The following is a 21401-nucleotide window of genomic DNA, read 5'->3' on the forward strand; positions in this document are numbered from 1 at the left end:
ATTGATTTGCGTATATCAGCGAGAACCTCATTTAATTTTCTCGCAGATTATCGCAGATGTTTTCGCGAATTATCGCTGATTAATTTATCCTTCACTTGCCCTTTTATTCCCTACCCTGCTCTGCTATAGCTACGCGAGGACAAAGAAAGGAACTCCGCATGACTCTCTTCCCCTTTAGGGGACCGAGGGGTAATTTTGAAAGACAGACTTCAGATACCGTACGTTGGCTCCGAAGTTGCCTCGCACATCCCTCGGGTTACCGGCATCCCGTGAACGCTCCACGAGCAGCCAGCCACTCCAACCCATGTCGTCAAGTGTGGCTTTTACTTTTTGCATATCAACCTGCGGATCGTTTTCCAGCAAGACGCCATCCTTATTGGTGGCATGGATTTCACATATCCGGTCCTTTCCTAAAATCCTTAGTTCTTCACTTACATCCCGACCTGCTTTGATGGGATTCGAAAAGTTAAAACAAATCTGAATGGCCGGTGAACCGATATCACTCAGCAGTTCCACTTCCCCCTTTGCATCCAATGCAGTTTCTATGCCAATGACCACGCCCGCAGCTTCCGCTTTCTTTCCCACTTCCTTTAAGCGTTCCATAATGGCTTCCCGACGTTCCGGATAACGAATCAGATCCCCCTCCACTCCAAGTGGCAGAAATCCTACTTTAACGCCCATAAGCACCATGGTATTGATGCAATCCTGAACAGTTTCCACTGCGCCTTCACGGGTTGGAAAAGACTGGGCATAAAAGCCTGACATGGCCAGCGAGCTGATCTCAATACCCAGTTGCCTGGCCGTATCAAGGTACTGCTTTCTTATTAACGGATCAACCAGTTTATTATTAAACGTGGGTCGGCTGCCAAGGCCTCCCATATCCACCTCAACACCATCTGCACCAAGTTCTTTACTTAAGGGAAGTGCACTCAGTTTCTGACGTTTCAGAATCATCAGATCCACTACTCCGACCTTATAACGTTGTTCTTTTGTTTCTTTTTGGGCCGGTTGACACGCTGTTATTCCAACAATCAAAACCAGTGCAAACCAAATACCAATTTTACGTTTTTCAATCATTGAATTTATCTGTTTCAGTGGCCGTTAAAAATTATATACATGCTTACCATCACCAAAATCAATGCGCCCCACATGATCCATACCTTTTTTGTTGGAGTGGGCAACTTTCCGTAATCCAGTTCATTCTGGCTTTCTGATTTTGGATCCACCATGGTAATTAAAAAAGCTAAAACTGCCAAAAGCACAAAAATGTAAAATGACAATAACAGAAAGTGAACGGAATGCAAATAAGCCACAATACTATACCCCGCGTTGATAAGCAATAATAAACTTTTATTAATAATTTCTGAATTTGTAGCTGGATTCAAGCCCTCAAATAATTCCGGCTTAATAAAAATGTAAATGATGCCAATACCAATGCTAATCACCGTTCCTACAGATAAAGTAAAGTTCGCAGCCCGCCGTGTTGTCTTTTTCCAGAGTACACCAAATAAAAAGACCACAGACATAGGCGGTGCGATAAAGCCAAGTACGGCCTGGAACTTATCAAACAGGTTCAGTCCGCTGACGCTTTCAAAAGCAATAGCCAGAAAAACTGCGATGACAGCGCCAATTACCGTCACCACACGACCAATAGTTACAATCTCCTTTTGTGAGGCTTCGGGCCTGAATTTTTTAATGTAAATATCCATTGTAAACACAGTACTCAGTGAATTCAAAGCAGAATCGATGGTACTGACGAGCGCCGCAATCAAAACGGCCATCACCATGCCCACCATGCCTGTTGGTAACAGGCGTGTTACCATGGTCATATAGGCCTCATCCGGATTACTTAAGTTTGGAAACAATACAAAACAGGTTATTCCAGGTATGATGAACAGTGCCACATCCAGAATTTTCAACCATCCTGTAAAATTAGCACCAAGCTGTCCCTGCTGCAGATTTTTAGCACCCAGTACGGATTGCACCATGGACTGGTCCGTACACCAGAACCACACGCCCATAACCGGATAGCCCAACACGATTGCCAGCCATGGATAGTTGGCATTATCACGCGGCAGAAGCAGGTTCCAGTATTCACCCGGTGTGGCATGAAAAATCTCCATTGGTCCGCCGGCCTTGATTACGCCAATTACAGTCAGAGCCAGTGAAACAACAATCAGTAATATCATCTGAAACACATTGGTGTAGGCAATAGCTTTCAATCCGCCGGCTATCGTAAAAAAAGCCGCGATAATCACCAGAATAATTACCGACATCCAAAGAGGCAGATTAAGAATCTGGCTCACCAGGATACCGCCGGCAAAGAGCGTAAGTGCCAGCCATGAAATAAGGATCGTCGCCAGTGTATACCACGCTAAGATGGTCCGTGTGGACTGACCGAAACGTTTCCCCATGAATTCAGGAAGAGTCTGCACATTGGCGCCCAGATAACGTGGGGCAAATACTACAGCAAGCAGAAAGATAAACACAAAAGCATACCAACCAAAGTTTCCTGCTACTATTCCCGTGGTGTAACCGATGCTTGCAGAAGCAATCAGCATGGACGGTCCCACATTGGTTCCCCACATGGTCAGGCCAATGCTGGACCAACCCAGCGACCTCCCTGCCAGAAACAGGTTTTCTTCCTTTTGAGTCTTGTCCTTTTTCACAAAACTAACCCAATAGCCAATGCCAACAAGCACCAGCAGGTAAATACCAACTATAATAAAATCGGGAGCTTTTAAAAATTCGTGAATCTGTTCCATGCGTATCAGTGGTTATATTGGGATTTATTTCATTCGTTTGCCGTTAACAATAAAAGGTTCGGCCATATACAACACCTCTCCGTTATCCTTTTTAATGGGTTGTTTTGAATATTGCATCAACAATACCCGGCGTGATTTACTGGTTTTGTTTGATCCGCTGCGATGAAAACAAACGCTTGAAAACAAGGCAATATCCCCTTTTTTAAGAATAGCAGGAATACCCGGATTATCGCCAAAATAACCGACCATGTCATTCGTGCCTTCCTGCAGGGTATGATCGATTCGTGTTTTTGTTCCGGCTTCATCATACGGCAACAAATACACCGTTCCGTTCTCCTCTGTCACATCATCCAGTGGCATCCAGCACGACAGGTATGGTTCATGCTTTTCCGTGACATATCCCGAATCCTGATGCCAGGAAAAGGTCATGCCCTTATCTGCAGCTTTTACCACATACTGTTCCAGAAACAGGTAAACATCGTCACCCAAAATACTGCGGGTTATCTGCTCCATTTCGTTTCCGAAGATCAAATCCTGCATCGGCTTACTATCGCCACTGCGCATGGCAATAAAATAACGTTTGCCTTTGTGGTTAATCTCATCCACTTCCACGCCTTTGGAATCCATTTCGGCATCTTTTTCCCTGATGAACCGTTCACATTCGTCCTGAATTTTTTCAATCATTTCAGGTGAAATGACGTTCCGCAATATGACAAAGCCGTCACGGTTGTATTGTTCGATTTGTTCTTTTGTTATGGGTGTTTTCATAATATTTCGTTTTTGCACCTACAAATTCTCTGTCGAAAACCTGTATCATTGATGAATTACTATTCGCTTCTTTTCATCCATTCAAATAGTCTTCCAGTCCGTATTCTTTTATAGTATTTGCCACCTTTTCAGGCTTTCCCGACTTCAACGATTTTTCCATTGTTTTTAACAGCACAATGGTGCCGATACCCTCTTTAAGATCTGGATAGGCTGTAAAATCATGAATAATGCTTTCTGCAAAATGCTCCAGGTAGTTATTGTATTCCCCGGCATGATGTGATTTTCCTTCAAACCGGAAGTAATATTTCAGCATGTGATCAAAAGTAATTTGTTTGTCCTCACCATAATTGTTCGAGATGGTATAGCGTAAATCCATGTAATCTGCCTGACTACATCCCTGAGTTCCACGCAAAATACAGGTCATCTCGCTTTCGCGCATAAAGGGTTGAACCGGACCCGAATACGATCCGCTCACACTGGCAATGCGACCATCCATAGCCTTAAAAATAAAATGCATGGTATCTTCGTTTTTCAGTCCGCCAGCTTTACCATTCGGACTCAGCATGCCGTATCCCATGACCTCATCAATCTCCGGCAGGTACCAGCGAATAAAATCCACCGGATGGCTCAGGCCACCAAAAAGCCATTTAAAACTATCCTGCAACGACCAGCCCTTTCCAAGGAACCACCGGTGATCAGCATTGTAGTTGGCCTCTATGGTAATCAGTTCACCGATTTCCCCGTTTTCAAAGTCGAGCCGCTGTTTTTTCATGGGTTCAAAAAAACGGGAACTCTGCCCAACAAACAGCTTCTTACCGGTCTTACGGCTCAATTCCAGTAATTCCACTGCAACTGAAAGATCATCCAGCAAAGGCTTGGTACACACTACGTGCTTATTGTGACTCAGTGCCAGATTAATATGTTCTGCATGTAAATGATCCGGTGTATAAATGCCAATCACGTCAATTTCCGGATCGTTCAACATTTCGTTAAAATCGGTAGTGTAGTGATGAAAATCAAATTCTTTGGCCCGTTGTTGACAGAGCGACTCATTGATATCACAAATGGTTTTTAACCTGATATTCTTACTGTTCAGCGCTGCAGAAATCGTGCTTCTGCCTTCTCCCAGTCCCAAAATTCCTAACGTTATCATACGCCTTTCAATTACCTGTATTTATCTACAATTTTTAATGCCGCATCAATTTCTTTTTCTGTCTTAAAATCCACATTAATGTGCAAACCCTGCGTGCCAATGTTATCAATCAGGGGCTCCAGCTCATCGAGGGTGACCCAGTTAGCCATGATGGATTTTCCCGAAGCCAGAATCTTTTTATACAAATCGTACCAGCGCGGATCACCACCCTGCGGTTCTCCTACTCCCGGTGTCCACTGTACAGCATTCAGTTCTTCAATGCTCAGAATGGCATCCAGATGGCGTTGAGCATCCACGCCGTCCAGATGATACAAGGTATAATCGATTTTCTGACATTGTTCTTTTATGAATGGCAGCACAAAACGGATATAGTCGTCTTCAGAAAACATGATGGAAATATCGGATTGCAGCTTGGAAACTTTTCCGGGTGCCCACAGTGAAAAATAACAAAAGGCCATTTCGCCATCCTCATTGATGATGTCATAAATCCGGTCGAAAACCTGGAAATACACATCATTAATTTTCTGCAGTTGCTCTTCCAGACCTTCGGGGTCCATGATCATATCCATCAAGGTGTCCTGCGTTCCACGGATACTGGCCAGCACGTCAAGCCCTTCCACCAGATCGGGACAGCCTACATAATAGTTGCCGTTTGCCCTGGCTTTGCAGGCTTTCAACAAATCGAGATGCAGTTGCCAGGCGGGATCATTCTCATCCAGCTCCAGTTTTAACGGTGTTCCTTCCCTGTGTTTGATCCAGATGGTATCTTCACCACCGTCCAGTTCAGCTCCCATCATGGCTGCCAGTGAACCGGGCCCCAGGTGTGTGTTGGCAACGGGAAGAATATCGCCCTTAAATGAACTCCTCGACAACTGGTAATTCAGATTGTCAGCCCGCCATTCCGGATCGAACCAGTACTGTTTTAAATCCTTTGGTTCAGGAGGTTTGATAATATCAGCATGCGGTTTCCCATCCTTGTACAGATGTTCCCACATGCTCAGCACGATACCCTTACCGTTCCACCAGTCCAGGTACCGCTGCTTTGATTCCTCCATATTATTTTTCCAGGTATTCATATTTCTTTGTTTTTACCACCAAGGTCACAATAATTTACTTTTCTCCGCGCTCTTTGTGATTACCTCGTGTCCTTTGTGGTTATACACTTTACTTCTTCCATTTTAACCACGAAGTTCACTAAGAAGGCTCCAAGGTCACAAAGTTTTAATGTCTCTCTGTGCTCTTTGTGATTACTTTGTGTCCTTTGTGGCTATATTTACTTCTCTTATTTTTTACCACCAAGATCACGAAGAAGGCACTAAGGTCACAATGATTTGTTTATCTCTGAGCTCTTTGTGATTTCTTTGTGCCCTTTGTGGTTAAATCCATTATTTTCTTAACCACCTAGGTCGCAAAGCCTGATACGTTTATCTCTTCCACTATTATTGGGACAATTCTCCATTAATTACTCTTTTAATTCCATTTTTAAGCAAGGCCACGTTAAAATTAATTAGTAAACCAAGCTTATATTCACCTAGTTTCATATACGTTAATGTTTGTGCAAGATGAACATCATTAAGCGCTTCAACACTTTTAACTTCTATAACAACTTTATTTTCCACAAGAATATCAATTCTGTATCCTATCTCCATTTTCACATTTTCAAACACTAGAGGCATTGGTTTCTCCTTCTGGACATATAAGCCTGCCTCTGAAAGTTTATAGGCCAGACATTCCTGATAGGCGCTCTCAAGCAAACCCGGACCAAGTGCTTTATGAACTACTAAAGCTTCATTAACTATTTTTGTAGCAATTTGATTTTCAGTCATAATTTATACTAAGTTTACTCTACTTCCTTATTAATTTCTTTTGTGCCCTTTGTAGTTAAATCCATTACTTCTTCCATTTTAACCACGAAGTTCACTAAGAAGGCTCCAAGGTCACAATGATTTGTTTTTCTCTGCGCTCTTTGCGATTCCTTTGTGCCCTTTGTGGTTATATATTTACTTCTCTTATTTTTACCACCAAGATCACGAAGAAGGCACCAAGGTCACAATGATTTGCTTTTCTCTGAGCTCTTTGTGATTACTTTGTGTCCTTTGTGGTTATATATTTACTTCTCTTATTTTTACCACCAAGGTCTCCAAGAAGGCACTAAGGTCACAAAGTTTTAATGTCTCTCTGTGCTCCTCGTGATATCTTTGTGTCCTTTGTGGTTATATCCAATTCATTTAAATCCTGTCCGTTTTCCTATTATTGTTTTACTTAAACCGTTATAGGTTTTGTTAAACTTAAGTCTTATAGTCTTCTCTAAATCAATTTCATCTGTATTGCTTACCGGATAAGGATACACCGTAATTTCTGCATTTTCTCTGACCCATACCGGCATTTCATCCAACGGGCATTCAAAACCGTTTAACCATTGTTGACCAGTGTATTTTTTACCGTTAAAAAGATTGATCCATGATCCTTTCGGCAGGTAAATATCCCGTTTGTTTTCACTGTTCATAACCGGAGCCACCAGAAAATCATCTCCAAAATAATACTGATCATCAATGTGCCAGCACATCTTATCCTCAGGATGGTGAAAGATCAATGCCCTTAGAACGGGAAAACCTGTTTGTGTTGTTTTTTTACTTTGTTCCAGAATATATGGAATCAAAGCATAGCGCAGTTTGAGCCACTGTCGCACAATGCCGCTGATATTAGGATATTCATAAGGCTCCCGCTTTGAGGTGCCATGGTAACGCAAATGCGACGAGAATACCCCGAATTGCGTCCAGCGGACATACAGATCATCGGGCACCACCGAATTCATAAAATCAGGAACTCCGTGAAAGCCGGGTACATCGTGGCTCCAGAATCCAAACCCGGAAAGACCAATGTGCAGGCCTCCCTTTAATGAACCGGCCAGCCCATCCCATGAGCAGGCAGAATCACCTCCCCAATGTAAAGGATACCGCTGACAGCCCGCCCAACCGGCACGTGCCCAGACAATACCATCACCAGTCATTTCTTTGGTAATCTCAAATGCAGCCTTCTGGTAAAGCAGGGCATACAGATTATTCAGTTTCTCCGGCTCCATGGCATGGTATTCTGCCTCCATATGAATGTCTTCACCAAAGTCGGTTTTGATGCAAACAACGCCCATCTCCAGCAATTCCTTCAACAATCCTTTATACCAATTCACGGCTTTGGGATAGGTAAAATCGATGGTTCCGGCATAATCCAGTGCACTGAAGTTAGAGCCGCCCTGTTGTTTAGCCTCTTTCAATTCGCACATGTATCGGTTAGCTTTGGCTTCGTCATGTTGCTCCGCATCTTTTGCAATATATGGCATTTGCCAAAGGCTGACTTTAAACCCTTTATCCCTCAGATTTCCGATGAACCGTTTTGGATCAGGAAACCGTTCCGGATTAAATTTCCATTCGCAGAGCCAGTCTGTTCTGAACCAACCGGTATCCAGGTGAATCACATCACAGGGATAATCTTCATCCCTCAAGCGCTTACATATACCGTTGACTTCCTCCTCCGAGAAGTAGGTCATCCGGCTCATCCATGTACCAAAACTCCACTTTGGTAACATCTTTGGAAAACCTGTCAGACTGCGGTAATTATACAGAATTTCTTCCGGTGTCTGACCGCCAAGCAGAAACAGATCCAGTTCAGGTTCTTCCACCAGCAATTGTGCCGATCGAGTGGAATGATCTCCCAGGGAAAATTTACCATAAGCTGTTGTATGCATGAATACACCATACATCCTGCTGGACATGTAAAACGGAATATTCTTATAGGTACGTCTGTTATTGACGCCCTGTCCGTCCTGGTTTTTCAGCTGAAAAGTATGCCCGGATAAATCCATTTTGGTAAATCGTTCACCGGTACCCACAAACTTTTCATCGGGATCAATGTGAAAGGATACTGTCGTACGATTGAATTTGCCGCTTTTTTCAACCAGTGCTAAAGCAAAAGCATCATGCCTGGCCGGAAAAAACTGATCAAAGGCACTGATTTTGATTTCCTTGTCCGCTTCAGGGAAAAAGGTGAGCTCAAGGGATTCCTGTGGTGCCGGCAGCAAGTCACTCCAGTAGTCTGTAGAATGTGCTTTGCGGTTCAGACTTGCACGAACTGATCCTTTTTGATCCAGAACCAACCACTCATGTTTATTCTGCTGTATTTGAAGTGGTGTTATTTCCAATCCTTCTCTCACCTGTAGCATCACCGAATCATTCATCTCTGCCACATTCGTTCCAAAGGCTACCCGGAGTATGTTATCACCATAAGCCCTTAATCTGAGTTGAGTATTGATCCGTTCTCCACTTGTATCGGGTGTAATATCATTGCTTATCAGTTGCTTTTGAAAGGGAACTGTCAGCACCACATCTGTTCCTTCCGCTATAATTTTTGTTGGGGCACAGGCTTTCCAAAGGACTTCCTCACCATTTAAAGCCGGATCAAAATCCAGAAAATCAAACAACTGATAATTGGTTTGTTTCATTAATTGCCTTACGTTACTATTTCCTACTTATATGTCAAATCTTTCATAATACACTATCCCAATGTATAATCGGGAATAGCACATTTTTCAGTCCTGACCATACGGATAGACTTATTCTCATCATCCCGATGCACGATCGGGATGTGTTCGTTTCTCATGTTAACAATACTTATAACCTCACGTCTCACTATCCCGATACACGATCGGGATTAGTTCGTCCATCAGATTTCAGTTCACTTCGTTTCTGAAATCCGGGTCTCACTAATAAAACAACCAATCCACAGAGGCGCCATCTTCAGCTCCTATGCCTGCATCATGAATGGGAATGGTTGCATTTCCGTCAATAAATCCCAGAACAAGTACCCGGCCTTTGCCCAATACCAGCTCATGCTCACCAGCATCGTACTTGTACGTATAAATATTCACAGGATATAACCCGGGAATATCCAACGCATTGGCAATCTTAATATCGGCCTGACCCCGATCATTCGCCTGTGCATTGGTTTCAAGTGTTGGCGGACGAAGTGTGGTGTATGAGTTGGTATTGAAATAGCCTACCAGAATTTTAACAGGTTGATCAGTTTTAAACTTTAAAACCGTTCCGTTTTGCCGTTGTCCGTTATCCGAAAACTGCACACCAGAAAGGTTCTTCAGCTCCGGTGCTACAGCTTTTATCTTCGCCCTATTGTCGCTAAACACCTGTTCTCCCGGAACCAATGGATAAAGCTGAACTCCAGCCTTTAAAATATCTACCTTAAGCGGTTGCAACACTTCAAATTTTTTACCTTTTTCGCCCTTGGATTTCAGCATCTGCAGGTTACGTTTGAAATTATCCAGTTCAGCTTCATAGTGAGGCAGCAGTTCTTTCCATGTTTTGTTGGTGCCGTCCCGGCCTGTTATTGGAATGCGCCTTTGTGCCGTCTGCATGCTGTTGGCATAGAGATATGCATTTTCTGTCAGCTTGACGAGGTTACGGTAAAAGTCGAGACTTTTTTCCAGATGGGGTAAGGCTTTATCCAGATCAGATACCTCGTTTGAATATTTATATCTCAGCACCAGTTCCGCCGCCTTTTCTTTTTCTGCAAAACAATTGGCGATGGCCTGATAACAATAGACGTCATTTTTCAGACGTTCGAACTCTGCCTTATTTTTTGTGACCGATAACTCTGCCTTATCTATGGCTTTGACAGCTTTTTCACCATGCTCAACCACTTCACGTGCAATTTGTGGGGGTGTTTCACCGACATGAGGTTCTCCTTCCCATTTCTTACGGGCGTAGTCCACCAGAATCTCACTTTCCGGTCCGTTAGAATTTAAAAAGCTCTGATATACATTATATTTATACGGATTCACCAGTTGTCCCATAAACATACCCAACAATAATGTCTGCCTGTTCCCGTCAGATATACCAAATGTACGGAGCAATTTTGGCGCAATTTCACCGGTTTCCTCGTAAGCCTGCAGAATATTTTCTCCGCCTGATCCATAAAAACCGGACAGCTGATCAGACCAGTACATAGCTTCTTTCATGCTGTCGCGATCTGAATTCCAGGCATAGCGGGCCCATGCCTGATACCATATCCAGTCCCGGTCCATCTCCAACAATCGTGGTTCCGTTTTATCCGCGGTATACGGCCAGTCCCAGTATGATGCCTGTGGATAGAGATGTAAGCCATTTGCTCCCTGACGTTCATGCATGGCAATCACGGACTTTTGAATGAAGTTGGGATCACCATAACGGAATGGCTCCAGATTAGCCAATATGTGAACATTAGATATATGAACCGATCCCAGCCTGCTTAATGCGGTTGGAATAGAATCCCATGAATTCCTTGGTCTGTAGGTTGTCAATGATTCACCATTATACTTATATGTGGTATACAGGTTTTTGTAAATGGGCAATGCTGCTTCCATCACCCGTTTGGCATCGGTATCATGTCCGCGTAAAACAATGGGTGGTTCTTCGGTGATGCCTAATGAATCCAGACCGTCTTTAACCCCGGGGATGATGGTTTTGGTAAACCATTCCACATCGTCATCAATTGTATTCATGGCTTCTCCCAGGGTGACCAACAGGCCCACATGAGGATATTTCTCGATGAATGCCGCGATGGATTTTCGTGTATAATCCGCAATCAGCGGAGTGATTGGCCGACTCCGTTCCTGTGTTTTAATGCCATTTTCTTCAGCAAATGGTTTGGAAACGATGATATTGTAAAACATCTGGATCACCCAGATACCACGTTTATCGGCTTCTTCAGTCAGAAAGGCAAATATTTCTTCGTTCTTTTTAAACGTTTCATCATCAACCTCCACGGCATAGGGATAGTCCTTCAGTTTAACCAGGGATGCAAACGGATGGCCATTCCAGAGGTATAGTGAATTATACCGGTTCTCCACCATCATATCGAGGTATTTAATCCAAAGTTCCTTGTTATAAAACCAAGGAAAGCTTTCCGGTGTGTACGGATACTCATATACTGTTCTTCCCGGTAAATACGTTGTTTTCTGTAAACCTATACAGGTCCCACGCATGACCATCTCCGGCTGATCTGCCACGTGGATCAGATCCGGCAGTTCTTTCTGAGCCTTAATCCTTTCTGCCAGTTCAAGGCAACCGTAGAGTATTCCACTACTCCCGTTGGCTCTGATTGTTATATTTTTTCCCTTTGAATCAATGATAAAACCTTCATCTGAAATGGGTACAGCAATTTGCTTTTCAGGATCTGTAGAACTCAAAGTACCCTCAGACAATGGTCGAATAATAATAATCCTGTTTCTTATTCCTGTGGTATCGGAGGTTACAGTGACGGCGTAACCGTTTTCGGAAAGAGCTGACTTCAATTTTTCTATGGCATAAGCCTCTCTTTTTGAATCCTGCTGAGTAAAAATTGTAATTTTTTCACCAGACTGGCATGTGGCCAAAATCAGCAGCGAAACCAAAAACAGAAATATATTTGAAAATAGCCTCATAAGAACATCATTTTTTGTATAAAACGCAAATATATGTAATCGTTTACATTGTTTAAAACTTTATAAACAAAGTATTTCATAAAAAATTATTAAAACTTTTATGTTAACGTTTTAAATCTTTCTCTGTACTGACTTTATCCAGGAAAACCCATGTTTCATCATCCGAAGTTCCTTCAATGCCTTCCTGATATCGGGACATCAGGTTGTTCCACTCAACCATGCGCGGATTATTTTCTACGGTTTTTGGATCCAGTTCGTCCAGGGTTTTATCTGAAGGAACCGATATAACCAACAACAACTGCCGACCACTTCTAAAAACCAGAAGCTGCTGAAAACCTGCATGACAAAACCCCTGTGCCACCTCCGGCCATTTCGTGAACTGTGTTTTATGATAGGCCATATATTCGTTTTGCAAAACAGTGTCTTCCACTAAATTTGCTGTTAAAATATAGTCGTTCCAGGAAGAACTTACCGTTGTATCAGCACAACAGCTAAGTTTATCAAATATATAAAAAGGATGCAGATACCACTTTATTTCATATGGAATATCAGATGTACGTATTATTTCTCCAATGCCGGCTGTATCGCTTTTATCACCAAACAGAACCACATGATTCTTCCATGCATATTTTTCTAATTTAATCTCTGCAAACTGGCTTAACAAGCGGTTCATATCCGCTTCATCTTCCAGAACAACCTCTACGGCCATTCGATACTGATCAGACTCTCCGTTCCCCTTTTCACTTGCTTTATTGCCTGAATTACGGCAGGCCACCATTAACAGAAGCAAAAGGAGAAACAAGGGATAGAATTTAATTGAAACTATCTTCCTCCGTATAAAGTATGAATTAATGGAATACATCTCGTTCTTTAAAATCTTTGGGGTGAATACTTATTTTTCCCGGTTCTATCACAGATACACCTTTCATTTCCGTTACGGTACCGGGAACAATATCTTTAAACTCATCTTCAATTCCGGCTTCATTCATAATCTCCAATGCCTCACCCGAAAACTCATCTTCCCTGAATGAATGGGTATCTTCAATTGTGTTGTTGGTTCCATTATCCATAAACAGGTTATTCTTAACGTAATTTCCTGTGATGAAATTATCGTGACAGCGCTTCGTCCAGAAATGCAACCACAACTGTGTATAACTGGGATTATCTACAACGTTTCTTGCAATGGTAAGATAAGCAGAACCATCATCAGGATAGATACACCTTGGTCCGTTAAATATATAATTTTCTTCAACCTTAGTACCAGGTTGTTCTCCAAGTAAATATATGACACCACCATCGTCAAGCACCTGATGTGTATTGCCAACCTTATTATAGCTTATGCTGTTGTTTCTGGCTACTTTGGATGGTGGAATGTTGGCGTTTCCCCACCACCATCCGCAAGTTATAGCGCCGTATGGCGTGCCCGATATGTCGTTGTGTTCTATCCTGGTATTGGCTACAAAAAATGAGGTAATGGCCTCTACCTGTCTGAAATCAAGACTAACATTGCGGATGTAGTTGTTGGAAACCAGGTTGTATTCACAAAGTCCTTCCACACCCTTTTTATATAAGGCACCATCTCCAATTTCGTAGTGTTGCGGGTGTCCGATATTAACAGCATTCCCAAGAAGGTCGTTAAAAAAGTTCCCTTCAACAGTGCAGTGCTTCACGTCGTTAACCAAATTTATAGCAATGGCTGAACTGATTCCCTGAAACCGATTCCGGATAAAGGAAATATTTGCTGCGTTCTCAATCTGAATGGCACCTGTCGGAACGTCGGTACTGTTGTATTTTGTTGGATGCCAGTTGCCATCAGGAATATATCTTACAGCCAACCCCAGACTCTGTATTCCGGCAAATCCATGAGAACCTGCAACCTCCATTAATTGCCAGTGGTCATAAGAAAAAACAATGCCTTTAAACTGAATATGGCTGACCCTATTATCGGTTGAATTACCCTTTATGGTAACCAAACCCTCCGACACTGGTGCTATGACTTCAGCACCATTAATATCTCCTTTATCGTAGTAGCAATAGAGCAGTTTGCTTTTTGTATTGAAATAAAATTCTCCCGGTGCGTCCAGCAATTCGTAAGCATTCCGAATCACAAAATCCTTTTCAAAATTTATATTTCCGGCCCAGGCCATAGAAGTGGCAATAGCTCCATAGGGCTGTTGAAATTTAACAATCGTAGTATCCCCGGATCCTTCCATATCTCTTACGCACAGTATTTTCTCCGTCCAGACATTAAACTGAACCAATTCAATATCTTCAGGATTTTTATACGGTACTACATCATCGGCACTGAATTTTATTCCGTCAATGGCTGAACCGGGTCCAAATGCCCAGGGTTCATTGCCCTTAATTTCAAATTTACCCCATTCTCCCATACCAGGCACAGGAATATCTGTTCCGGCCATGTGCATCCGTTTACCATCAATAAATAAGGTACGCAGTTTTTCATCCCTATCCAGTTTAGCCCTGTAAATATGGTCTTTTACTTTTTGCCAGCCTTCTACCTTTACGCCGCCATTAATTCTGACGCAATAATCTTTTTCTGCCATAATAATTGTCGGGGATGCTTCTGTTCCAGAATCTTCGGGCTTGATTTCAAGCGGCTTTTTCAGACAGTAATCACCGGCTTTTAATATAATCTGTATTCCGTCTTTTATGGTTTCAATATTTGATGTCCTGAGTTCCCGTGCTTTTCCTAACGCTGATGAGATAGATTTCAGCGGATCATTTTCAGTCCCAGCACCAGCATCGCTTCCATTTGGCGACACCCAGATCTTTTGCGCTGAAGCCGAAAAAAAGATCAGCACTGCAAAACATAATGTGGCTAATTTGAAATGAAAGGTTTTCATGAAATACATTTACTGGTTAGACGAAAAATTAAAATACAGGGTCATCTGCTGACTTCTGGTTCGCCAGTCATCAAAAGGCCCGTAATCAAAGAATTTATTCTTTTGACCTGAAGGCCCAAGATTTGAAGGGGCATTTGTTTTGGTTCCAATCGGTGGAATAGCCTGCATAAATGAGATATCACCTCCGGGAAATACCGGTGTCACCCGCTCAACAACCGGATCCGGATTAGACGGTGTATATAGCCTCAGGTAAACATCATCGGTAGAAGTTGCCACAGTAAACGACTGCTCTTTCGATTGAATTTCTGCCCAGTACATATTTGCGTGATAACCTTTAAATTCGGGATACACAATGGGCTCAACCGATGTAATGGTATTATTATAATCCTTTTGCCAGACGCCAAATTCAACACCCTGTGTCCGGTTTTTCCATACACGGTAAGGCCCGTTTCCCAGCCACTTAACACCTCTAACCAAATCTTCGGGATACGAAAAATTCACACCCATCATATCGAAATGGACATCGTATTTTTCAGGCATATAATAGATATGCACCTTTGCCCAGCCATTCGGGTAAAAGGTCCAGGTAAACTGCTTTATGCGCGATTCTTTTTCGTCAAAATTTACCTGTAAAAGGATACTATCCCGGAACGTTTCAACGGTAATATCCTTGAATACAGCTATTCCGGCGCTCAGTTCCGGCCCCTGTGTAAAAGGTATGACACCATTTTCGTTCTCCACTTTTTTAAGAAGACCATCCGCTTTACCAATAGTAAACTGAATCTCAGCTGCATGAATCAAATAGGCACTACCGGTTTCTGTAAGTTTCAGATGATCCGATACAGGCGTTTTATTTATAAGTTTTTCAGCAACATCTGCAGCAATAACCAAGGGGTAATTCCATGTATACAATGTTTTGCCTCGTGAGTCAGTTGCCGTAATCCCGAGCACATCAAATTCCTTCCAGTTTTCCGGAACAGGGATTTCAAGGATGCCCTTCTCATTTGGTTCAAGATCAGGAGATGGAATGCTTCCCGAACGTTCTATGTGGGTATCCTTTCCTTTGGGGTCTGGCAAAGTCTCCAGTTTCCAGTTAAACGTACATTTATTCAGGTTGGTGTAAAGATACCGGTTTTCAATGTCCATTTTTTTATTCCATAATGGTGTAATTTCCAACGGTTCCAACTGAACCGGCGACCATATCTCCTTAATGGCGTAATAACTGGCCTCTTTCTCAAGTTTAGGTCCCAGAATACCATCAGCACCATGTTCTCCATCCGTATCATACACCTCACCTTCCTTATCGGTCCGCAAAATGCCCTGGTCGAATAGATCCCAGAGAAACCCTCCTGCGGCTTTTGGCTTTTTCCATATATATTCCCAAAAATCGTACAATCCGGCACCGTGTCCGCCATCATACAGGCCATGCAGAAATTCGGTTGGAAAGGTGATCAGTCGTCCGTTCCAGTACGTATCAGCACCGTAGTCGTATCCGCGGTAGTGTTGCGTGGCTATGCCATTGTGTTCCATCCAGGGATAAATCACCAGTCTCTTTTGTATATCATATCTGGCAAACAAAGCATCAAATGTAGGATTGTGGCCACCCTCGTTGCCATTATCCCACATCACAATGGAAGGATGATTCACATCATGCACGACCATCTCTTTCAGCAGTTTGGCGCCAACTTCATTATCGTAGGCAGCATGCCATCCTGCAATTTCATCCAGCACAAAAAGCCCCAGGGAATCACACACATCAAGAAAATGGCCATCCGGTGGATAGTGCGACATCCGGACTGCGTTCATGTTCATGGATTTCATCAGCTCCACATCTTCAATACTAATAGCTTTACTGGATGCTCTCCCGTATTGTGAGCGAAACGTATGCCGGTTTACACCCTTAAATTTCACTTTAACCCCGTTCACATAAATCCCGTCTCTTGGCCGAATGTCTATAGTCCGGAAACCGAACCGGGTCATCATTTCATGGACGGTTTTTCCATTGGATTTCAGTTCAATTTTCAGGTTATACAAATTTGGATCTTCCGGATTCCAGCGTTTAATGTCGTTTAAAAGCGTATACAGTTGAACCTTATTAATCCCTTTGGTTAGTTCTGAAGAAAAAGGCTCTCCCACCGCTTTGCCATCGAGCGTATAAACACGGGCTGAAATCTTATCCGCCTTTGTTACATTATTCAAAAAAACATCTGCTTTTAGAACTCCATCCGCCTGGGCATCTATCGCAACGCGTTCAATGTTTTGCAGTGGCTTGGCTTCAAGGTATACCGGACGAAAAATACCGCCAAAAATCCAGTAGTCTCCCTTGCGTTCAGCTTTATTTACGGATTCATTGGCAGATTGTTTTGACACCTTAACTTCAAGTAAGTTATCAAGTCCATACTTTAACAATTTACTGATGTTATAGCGAAACGCGTAATAAGCTCCCTGATGCACTGGTCCGGCTGATGTGCCGTTAATCTTAACTTCCGTATCCGTCATGGAACCTTCAAAAACAATCTCTACCTGCTTTTTCTTCCAGTCTGCCGGTACAGTGAATGTGTATTTATACAGTCCCTTTTCCGAACTTTGAACTTTATCTCTGCCATAATTATAGTTCCCAAATCTCTGCTGCTCCCAGTTCGACGGCACCGGAATGGTTGTCCATTCACCTGAGTTCTGCCCTTCGGTGCAAAAAAACTGCCAGTCCACTGTATTATCAACACCTGTTCCGGACAGGTACTTCTGCTCTGTTTCCTGCGCTACTGAGTTTATCAGAATGCATAACAGGAAAATGTGAGTCAACAGTATTGGCTTTTTTACACGCATCATTTTATAATATTTTACAGCTTTTATAAATCTCCCCACTCACCCTTCTTTTCCCTGAAGGGATCTGCCCACGCAACTTCCTCTTTCCGCGTGTTGCCGAAGCTATAGCGGAGGAGCAAGAGGACTTCGGGTAAAATAACGATATTTATTTTTCACTCTTTTCATGAGAACCTAAAACCTCATTTGCCACTTTCTCCAGTGCGTCAAAGCTTTTCAGTGCGTCATGCGGTAGTTTTTCTACCTTATTATCAAAAACATACAACTCCTTCTCATCTTCCACCACAACACCGGATTCATCAAAACTGCCGTCTGCGTTCTTCACTTTAGATGTATCAAGATTCAGATACTTTGCCATAAAACTGTACATGGCCAGGCGTTTGGAAATGCCGTAATCATGGCCTTCATCCGGCAGATGCACGTTCTTCACATTATCCGTTTTGCCATAAAATCCGTAAATCCTCTGAACGAAAGGAAATTCAAATTCCGGTACATGGTTCGACCAGTCACCTCCATCGCTTATGATCAGCATGGGCTTCGGTGCAAACATAGCGGCCATCTCCACATTATTGGTTCCGCCTCCGCACAGATGAACCGGTTGTCCGCTTTCACAGGGACAGCCACCGTAGAAATAACAGGAGAGCATCACGACAGGAACACTTACCGTAAAACGATCATCAATGGCACCCATCAGCATGGTGTGGCTGCCTCCTCCGGATCCACCGGTAATACCTACCCTCGTAGGATCAGCTTCTTTCATTGACAACAAATAATCCAAAATTCTCAGGCTGTTGAGCACCTGCATGGTTTGCGCCAGACTGCGCCGATGGCTTTCATCGCCATATTGCAACGCACTTTCTCCCCAGGCAAACAGATCGTAAGTCGCTACAATTGCGCCCATCTGTGCCAGCATCGCTGCCCTGGTTTGCATATCCTTATTATATCGACCGTGTGAAAAATGTCCGTTGGGACTTAATATCACCGGAACTTTTCCCGATATTTTCACAGGTTTATATAGGGATCCCATGACATAAGCGCCAGGCAAAACTTCCAGTGCAAAATTCTCCACGCGGTAGTTCTTATATTTTCGCTTGTTGACGATTACCGGCTTTGTATCCGGCCAATCCGGTCTGTGTGATATTCTTAAGGCTTCCAGGAAACACCGCCGCAATTCTGCCTTTCGGGTTTCCCATTCATCCTTGTTGTCATACAATTTTTTCAGGTAGTCCAGCTTTTCAACACCATCCTCCAGGCTGGTCCTGTAATATTTATAATCAGTGATCCGGTATAAGCTATCGTTTTGTTTCTCAAAGGTCAGATCAAACGGAGAAAGCACCCGTATTAAAGTTTCTTCAAGAGAAGGACGAAACCGCCATTCTGCATAGGTGAGTGTTTTGCCTTTTACCTTACTTCCTGCATAACTCAGTTCAACATGGTATTGTTTGGAAATCTCCTGTAAAACACGGTCAAGGGATTCTGCATATCTGGAATCAGAATTCTGAGCCGCTGCCGTAAGCAATACAACTAAAAATGCAAGTATAGATGCTAAATTTTTCATGCTTCGTTTATTTCTCAGGCCATTTTTCATCCACAATTTTTGACAGTTTCAGTTTATCCGGATCCACTACCACATGTTTCATCTTTTCCCGTCGCCATGTATAAATGATGTGTACGAGTCCGTCTGAAGTCTGGATCACTGCAGGATACGAATACTGACTTATCTGGGAATCTTCAAGAACCAGTGCGGCATACCAGGTTTTTCCGTCTTTGGACACGGCCACATTCAAGGGCGTACGATGCCCTTTTGAAGCATTGATTGGTGTTGCAACATGATTGTATACTACCAGTTGTCGTCCATCAGCCAGTGTTACTGCATCGGTACCCGAATTATTATTTGGCAAACCTGAAGGCTGCGTCAATGACCATGTTTTCCCGTTATCATCTGACCACGACGTGACAAGTACCGCATTTTTGCTGCGACAAAGAATCTGCAACCGGCCATCCGGGTATGTCAGAACACTTGGCTGAATAATACTGTGCACCTTATAATTATTGATGGCGTCGGTCTTATCCCAGGTTTTTCCCCAGTCCTTTGTAAATTCGAAATGAACATTCCAGCCATTTCCTTCTGTACTGGAGGGACATATCAGGGTACCGTCTTCCAGCAATACCGGCTTGTTTTTTACCGGACCGATATAACCATCCGGCAATTTCTGAGCCTTACTCCAGGTTTCACCGTTATCAGAAGAGCGTTTCATTACACCCCACCACTCCGATGGTTTAGGCCCCACTTTGTAAAACAACAGCAAATCACCGCCAGGCACCTGATACAATACCGGATTCCAGGTCGGATAGCGCAAGGTATCGTTGATGACACCATTGGCCACCTCCACGGATTTGCTCCATTTTCCATTCTTATACTTGCTGAACCGAATGGTAACATCAGGATGCCGTTCGTATGTACCACCAAACCAGGCTGCAACCAGACCATCCGGTGTTTCGGCCAACGTACCGGCATGACAGGACGGATACACATCCTTCTCGTATAAAAACTGTGCATCCACGATGCCTTTCTTCCACCTTCCTTCCCTGGCCTGTAAACTCAAGCTCATTATTGTTAGTAAAGCCAGTGTTAGTATTTTTCTGCTCATACAAATAATTTTAAATCCTCTGTACAGACGCCTGCTGGGTCAGCACACCTCCTTAATACTATGTTATATCCCGAAGAAACGGGACTATTCAGTAACCAAAAGGCACTTGCTATTGTTATTATTTGATCCTTTTCAAATTTAAATCCTCCGTCCCGATTAATATCGGGACCAGCTTCTTACAAAGTAGGACGTATCATATGTCTTGCGTCTTACATCTTATGTTTTACATCTTATATTTTACTGCTGCTTCTTTTTCTCTTCCCTTATTCTCTTCACGAAAGCCTTATACAATGCGCGCCAGTCACGACCATTGCTGATCAGATACTGCTCACATTTGGTTTTATAAATCTCGAACACGGCAGAGATCTCTTTCATGTTTTTATAATCCACTGCCATTTCGCGGGCTTCCTTAAGATAGCTCAGCAACTTGGCTGCTTCTTCATCGGTGAGATCCGGAACAATAGCACGATAACCTTTCATGGTAAAAGCCACTTTACCAACGGTATACTTATCCAGAATAGCCTCCACCTGCTCCTCAGTCAGGTCTTTACGTAAACCATTCATCAGGTCTTCATGATACGACGAAGGCTGCGCTGAATCGGCTATCATTTGCCTGTCCTGATCAGTCAGTTTATCACCGGTTCGGGGATTGACACCAGCCGGAACCGTAGAAAACGGATGTTCGTTATGCCAGGTTCGGATTGCTGTCAGATGATCAGCCACAACTTTTATAACCCGGTCTTCTTTGGCTTTATCATTCAGTTCAAGTGACTGAACCCACTCTGTTGCCTTTTTTTCCTGGTCTGTCATTTTCTTCTCTGTCTGGCCTTTTGTGCTAAGCCCCAGAATTAAAAATAATCCCATAAAAAAAATCACTCTTAAACGTGTACTTTTCATTTCGTTTATATT

14 protein-coding genes are annotated in these 21401 nt (G+C 43.1%); all 14 read right to left on the reverse strand.

What is annotated here, in order from left to right; genetic code table 11:
* Nucleotides 1–174: 174 nt before the first annotated feature.
* Complete coding sequence (locus ACE01N_RS11810; protein ID WP_380588921.1) at nt 175–1077, reverse strand: sugar phosphate isomerase/epimerase family protein; 903 nt, start codon at nt 1075–1077, stop codon at nt 175–177.
* A gap of 14 nt (nt 1078–1091) precedes the next feature.
* Nucleotides 1092–2765: a sodium:solute symporter gene (locus ACE01N_RS11815; protein WP_380588923.1), complete on the reverse strand. Its 1674-nt coding sequence runs from the start codon at nt 2763–2765 to the stop codon at nt 1092–1094.
* Between the two features lie 24 nt (nt 2766–2789).
* Nucleotides 2790–3533, reverse strand: a complete 744-nt coding sequence (locus ACE01N_RS11820; protein WP_380588926.1) for a phytanoyl-CoA dioxygenase family protein — start codon at nt 3531–3533, stop codon at nt 2790–2792.
* A 73-nt stretch (nt 3534–3606) separates the two neighbouring features.
* The gene (locus ACE01N_RS11825; protein WP_380588929.1) at nt 3607–4686 is read right to left on the reverse strand and encodes a Gfo/Idh/MocA family protein; all 1080 of its coding nucleotides are present in this window, start codon (nt 4684–4686) and stop codon (nt 3607–3609) included.
* A gap of 11 nt (nt 4687–4697) precedes the next feature.
* Nucleotides 4698–5762, reverse strand: a complete 1065-nt coding sequence (locus tag ACE01N_RS11830) for a uroporphyrinogen decarboxylase/cobalamine-independent methonine synthase family protein (protein ID WP_380588932.1) — start codon at nt 5760–5762, stop codon at nt 4698–4700.
* A 363-nt stretch (nt 5763–6125) separates the two neighbouring features.
* Entirely contained in the window at nt 6126–6512 is a 387-nt protein-coding gene (locus tag ACE01N_RS11835; protein WP_380588935.1) for a GxxExxY protein, read from the reverse strand.
* Between the two features lie 398 nt (nt 6513–6910).
* The gene (locus ACE01N_RS11840) at nt 6911–9181 is read right to left on the reverse strand and encodes a glycoside hydrolase family 31 protein (RefSeq protein ID WP_380588938.1); all 2271 of its coding nucleotides are present in this window, start codon (nt 9179–9181) and stop codon (nt 6911–6913) included.
* A 261-nt stretch (nt 9182–9442) separates the two neighbouring features.
* Nucleotides 9443–12154, reverse strand: coding sequence for an alpha-d-galacturonidase (locus ACE01N_RS11845; protein WP_380588941.1), 2712 nt, complete (start codon nt 12152–12154; stop codon nt 9443–9445).
* Nucleotides 12155–12257: 103 nt separating this feature from the next.
* A complete protein-coding gene (locus tag ACE01N_RS11850; protein WP_380588944.1) occupies nt 12258–12956 on the reverse strand; it encodes an L-rhamnose mutarotase in 699 nt (232 codons plus the stop codon).
* 46 nt (nt 12957–13002) lie between these two features.
* Nucleotides 13003–15018 (reverse strand): right-handed parallel beta-helix repeat-containing protein, encoded by a 2016-nt coding sequence (locus tag ACE01N_RS11855; RefSeq protein ID WP_380588947.1) that lies wholly within the window; start codon nt 15016–15018, stop codon nt 13003–13005.
* Between the two features lie 9 nt (nt 15019–15027).
* Nucleotides 15028–17847: a glycoside hydrolase family 2 TIM barrel-domain containing protein gene (locus tag ACE01N_RS11860; protein ID WP_380588950.1), complete on the reverse strand. Its 2820-nt coding sequence runs from the start codon at nt 17845–17847 to the stop codon at nt 15028–15030.
* Nucleotides 17848–17989: 142 nt separating this feature from the next.
* Nucleotides 17990–19399: an alpha/beta hydrolase family protein gene (locus tag ACE01N_RS11865; protein ID WP_380588953.1), complete on the reverse strand. Its 1410-nt coding sequence runs from the start codon at nt 19397–19399 to the stop codon at nt 17990–17992.
* A 7-nt stretch (nt 19400–19406) separates the two neighbouring features.
* A complete protein-coding gene (locus ACE01N_RS11870) occupies nt 19407–20492 on the reverse strand; it encodes a sialidase family protein (protein ID WP_380588956.1) in 1086 nt (361 codons plus the stop codon).
* Nucleotides 20493–20729: 237 nt separating this feature from the next.
* Complete coding sequence (locus ACE01N_RS11875; RefSeq protein ID WP_380588959.1) at nt 20730–21389, reverse strand: DUF3826 domain-containing protein; 660 nt, start codon at nt 21387–21389, stop codon at nt 20730–20732.
* Nucleotides 21390–21401: the final 12 nt, after the last annotated feature.

It is taken from the genome of Quyinboa ferrireducens (genome assembly GCF_042436675.1).
Lineage (GTDB): Bacteria > Bacteroidota > Bacteroidia > Bacteroidales > UBA5342 > JBHJHP01.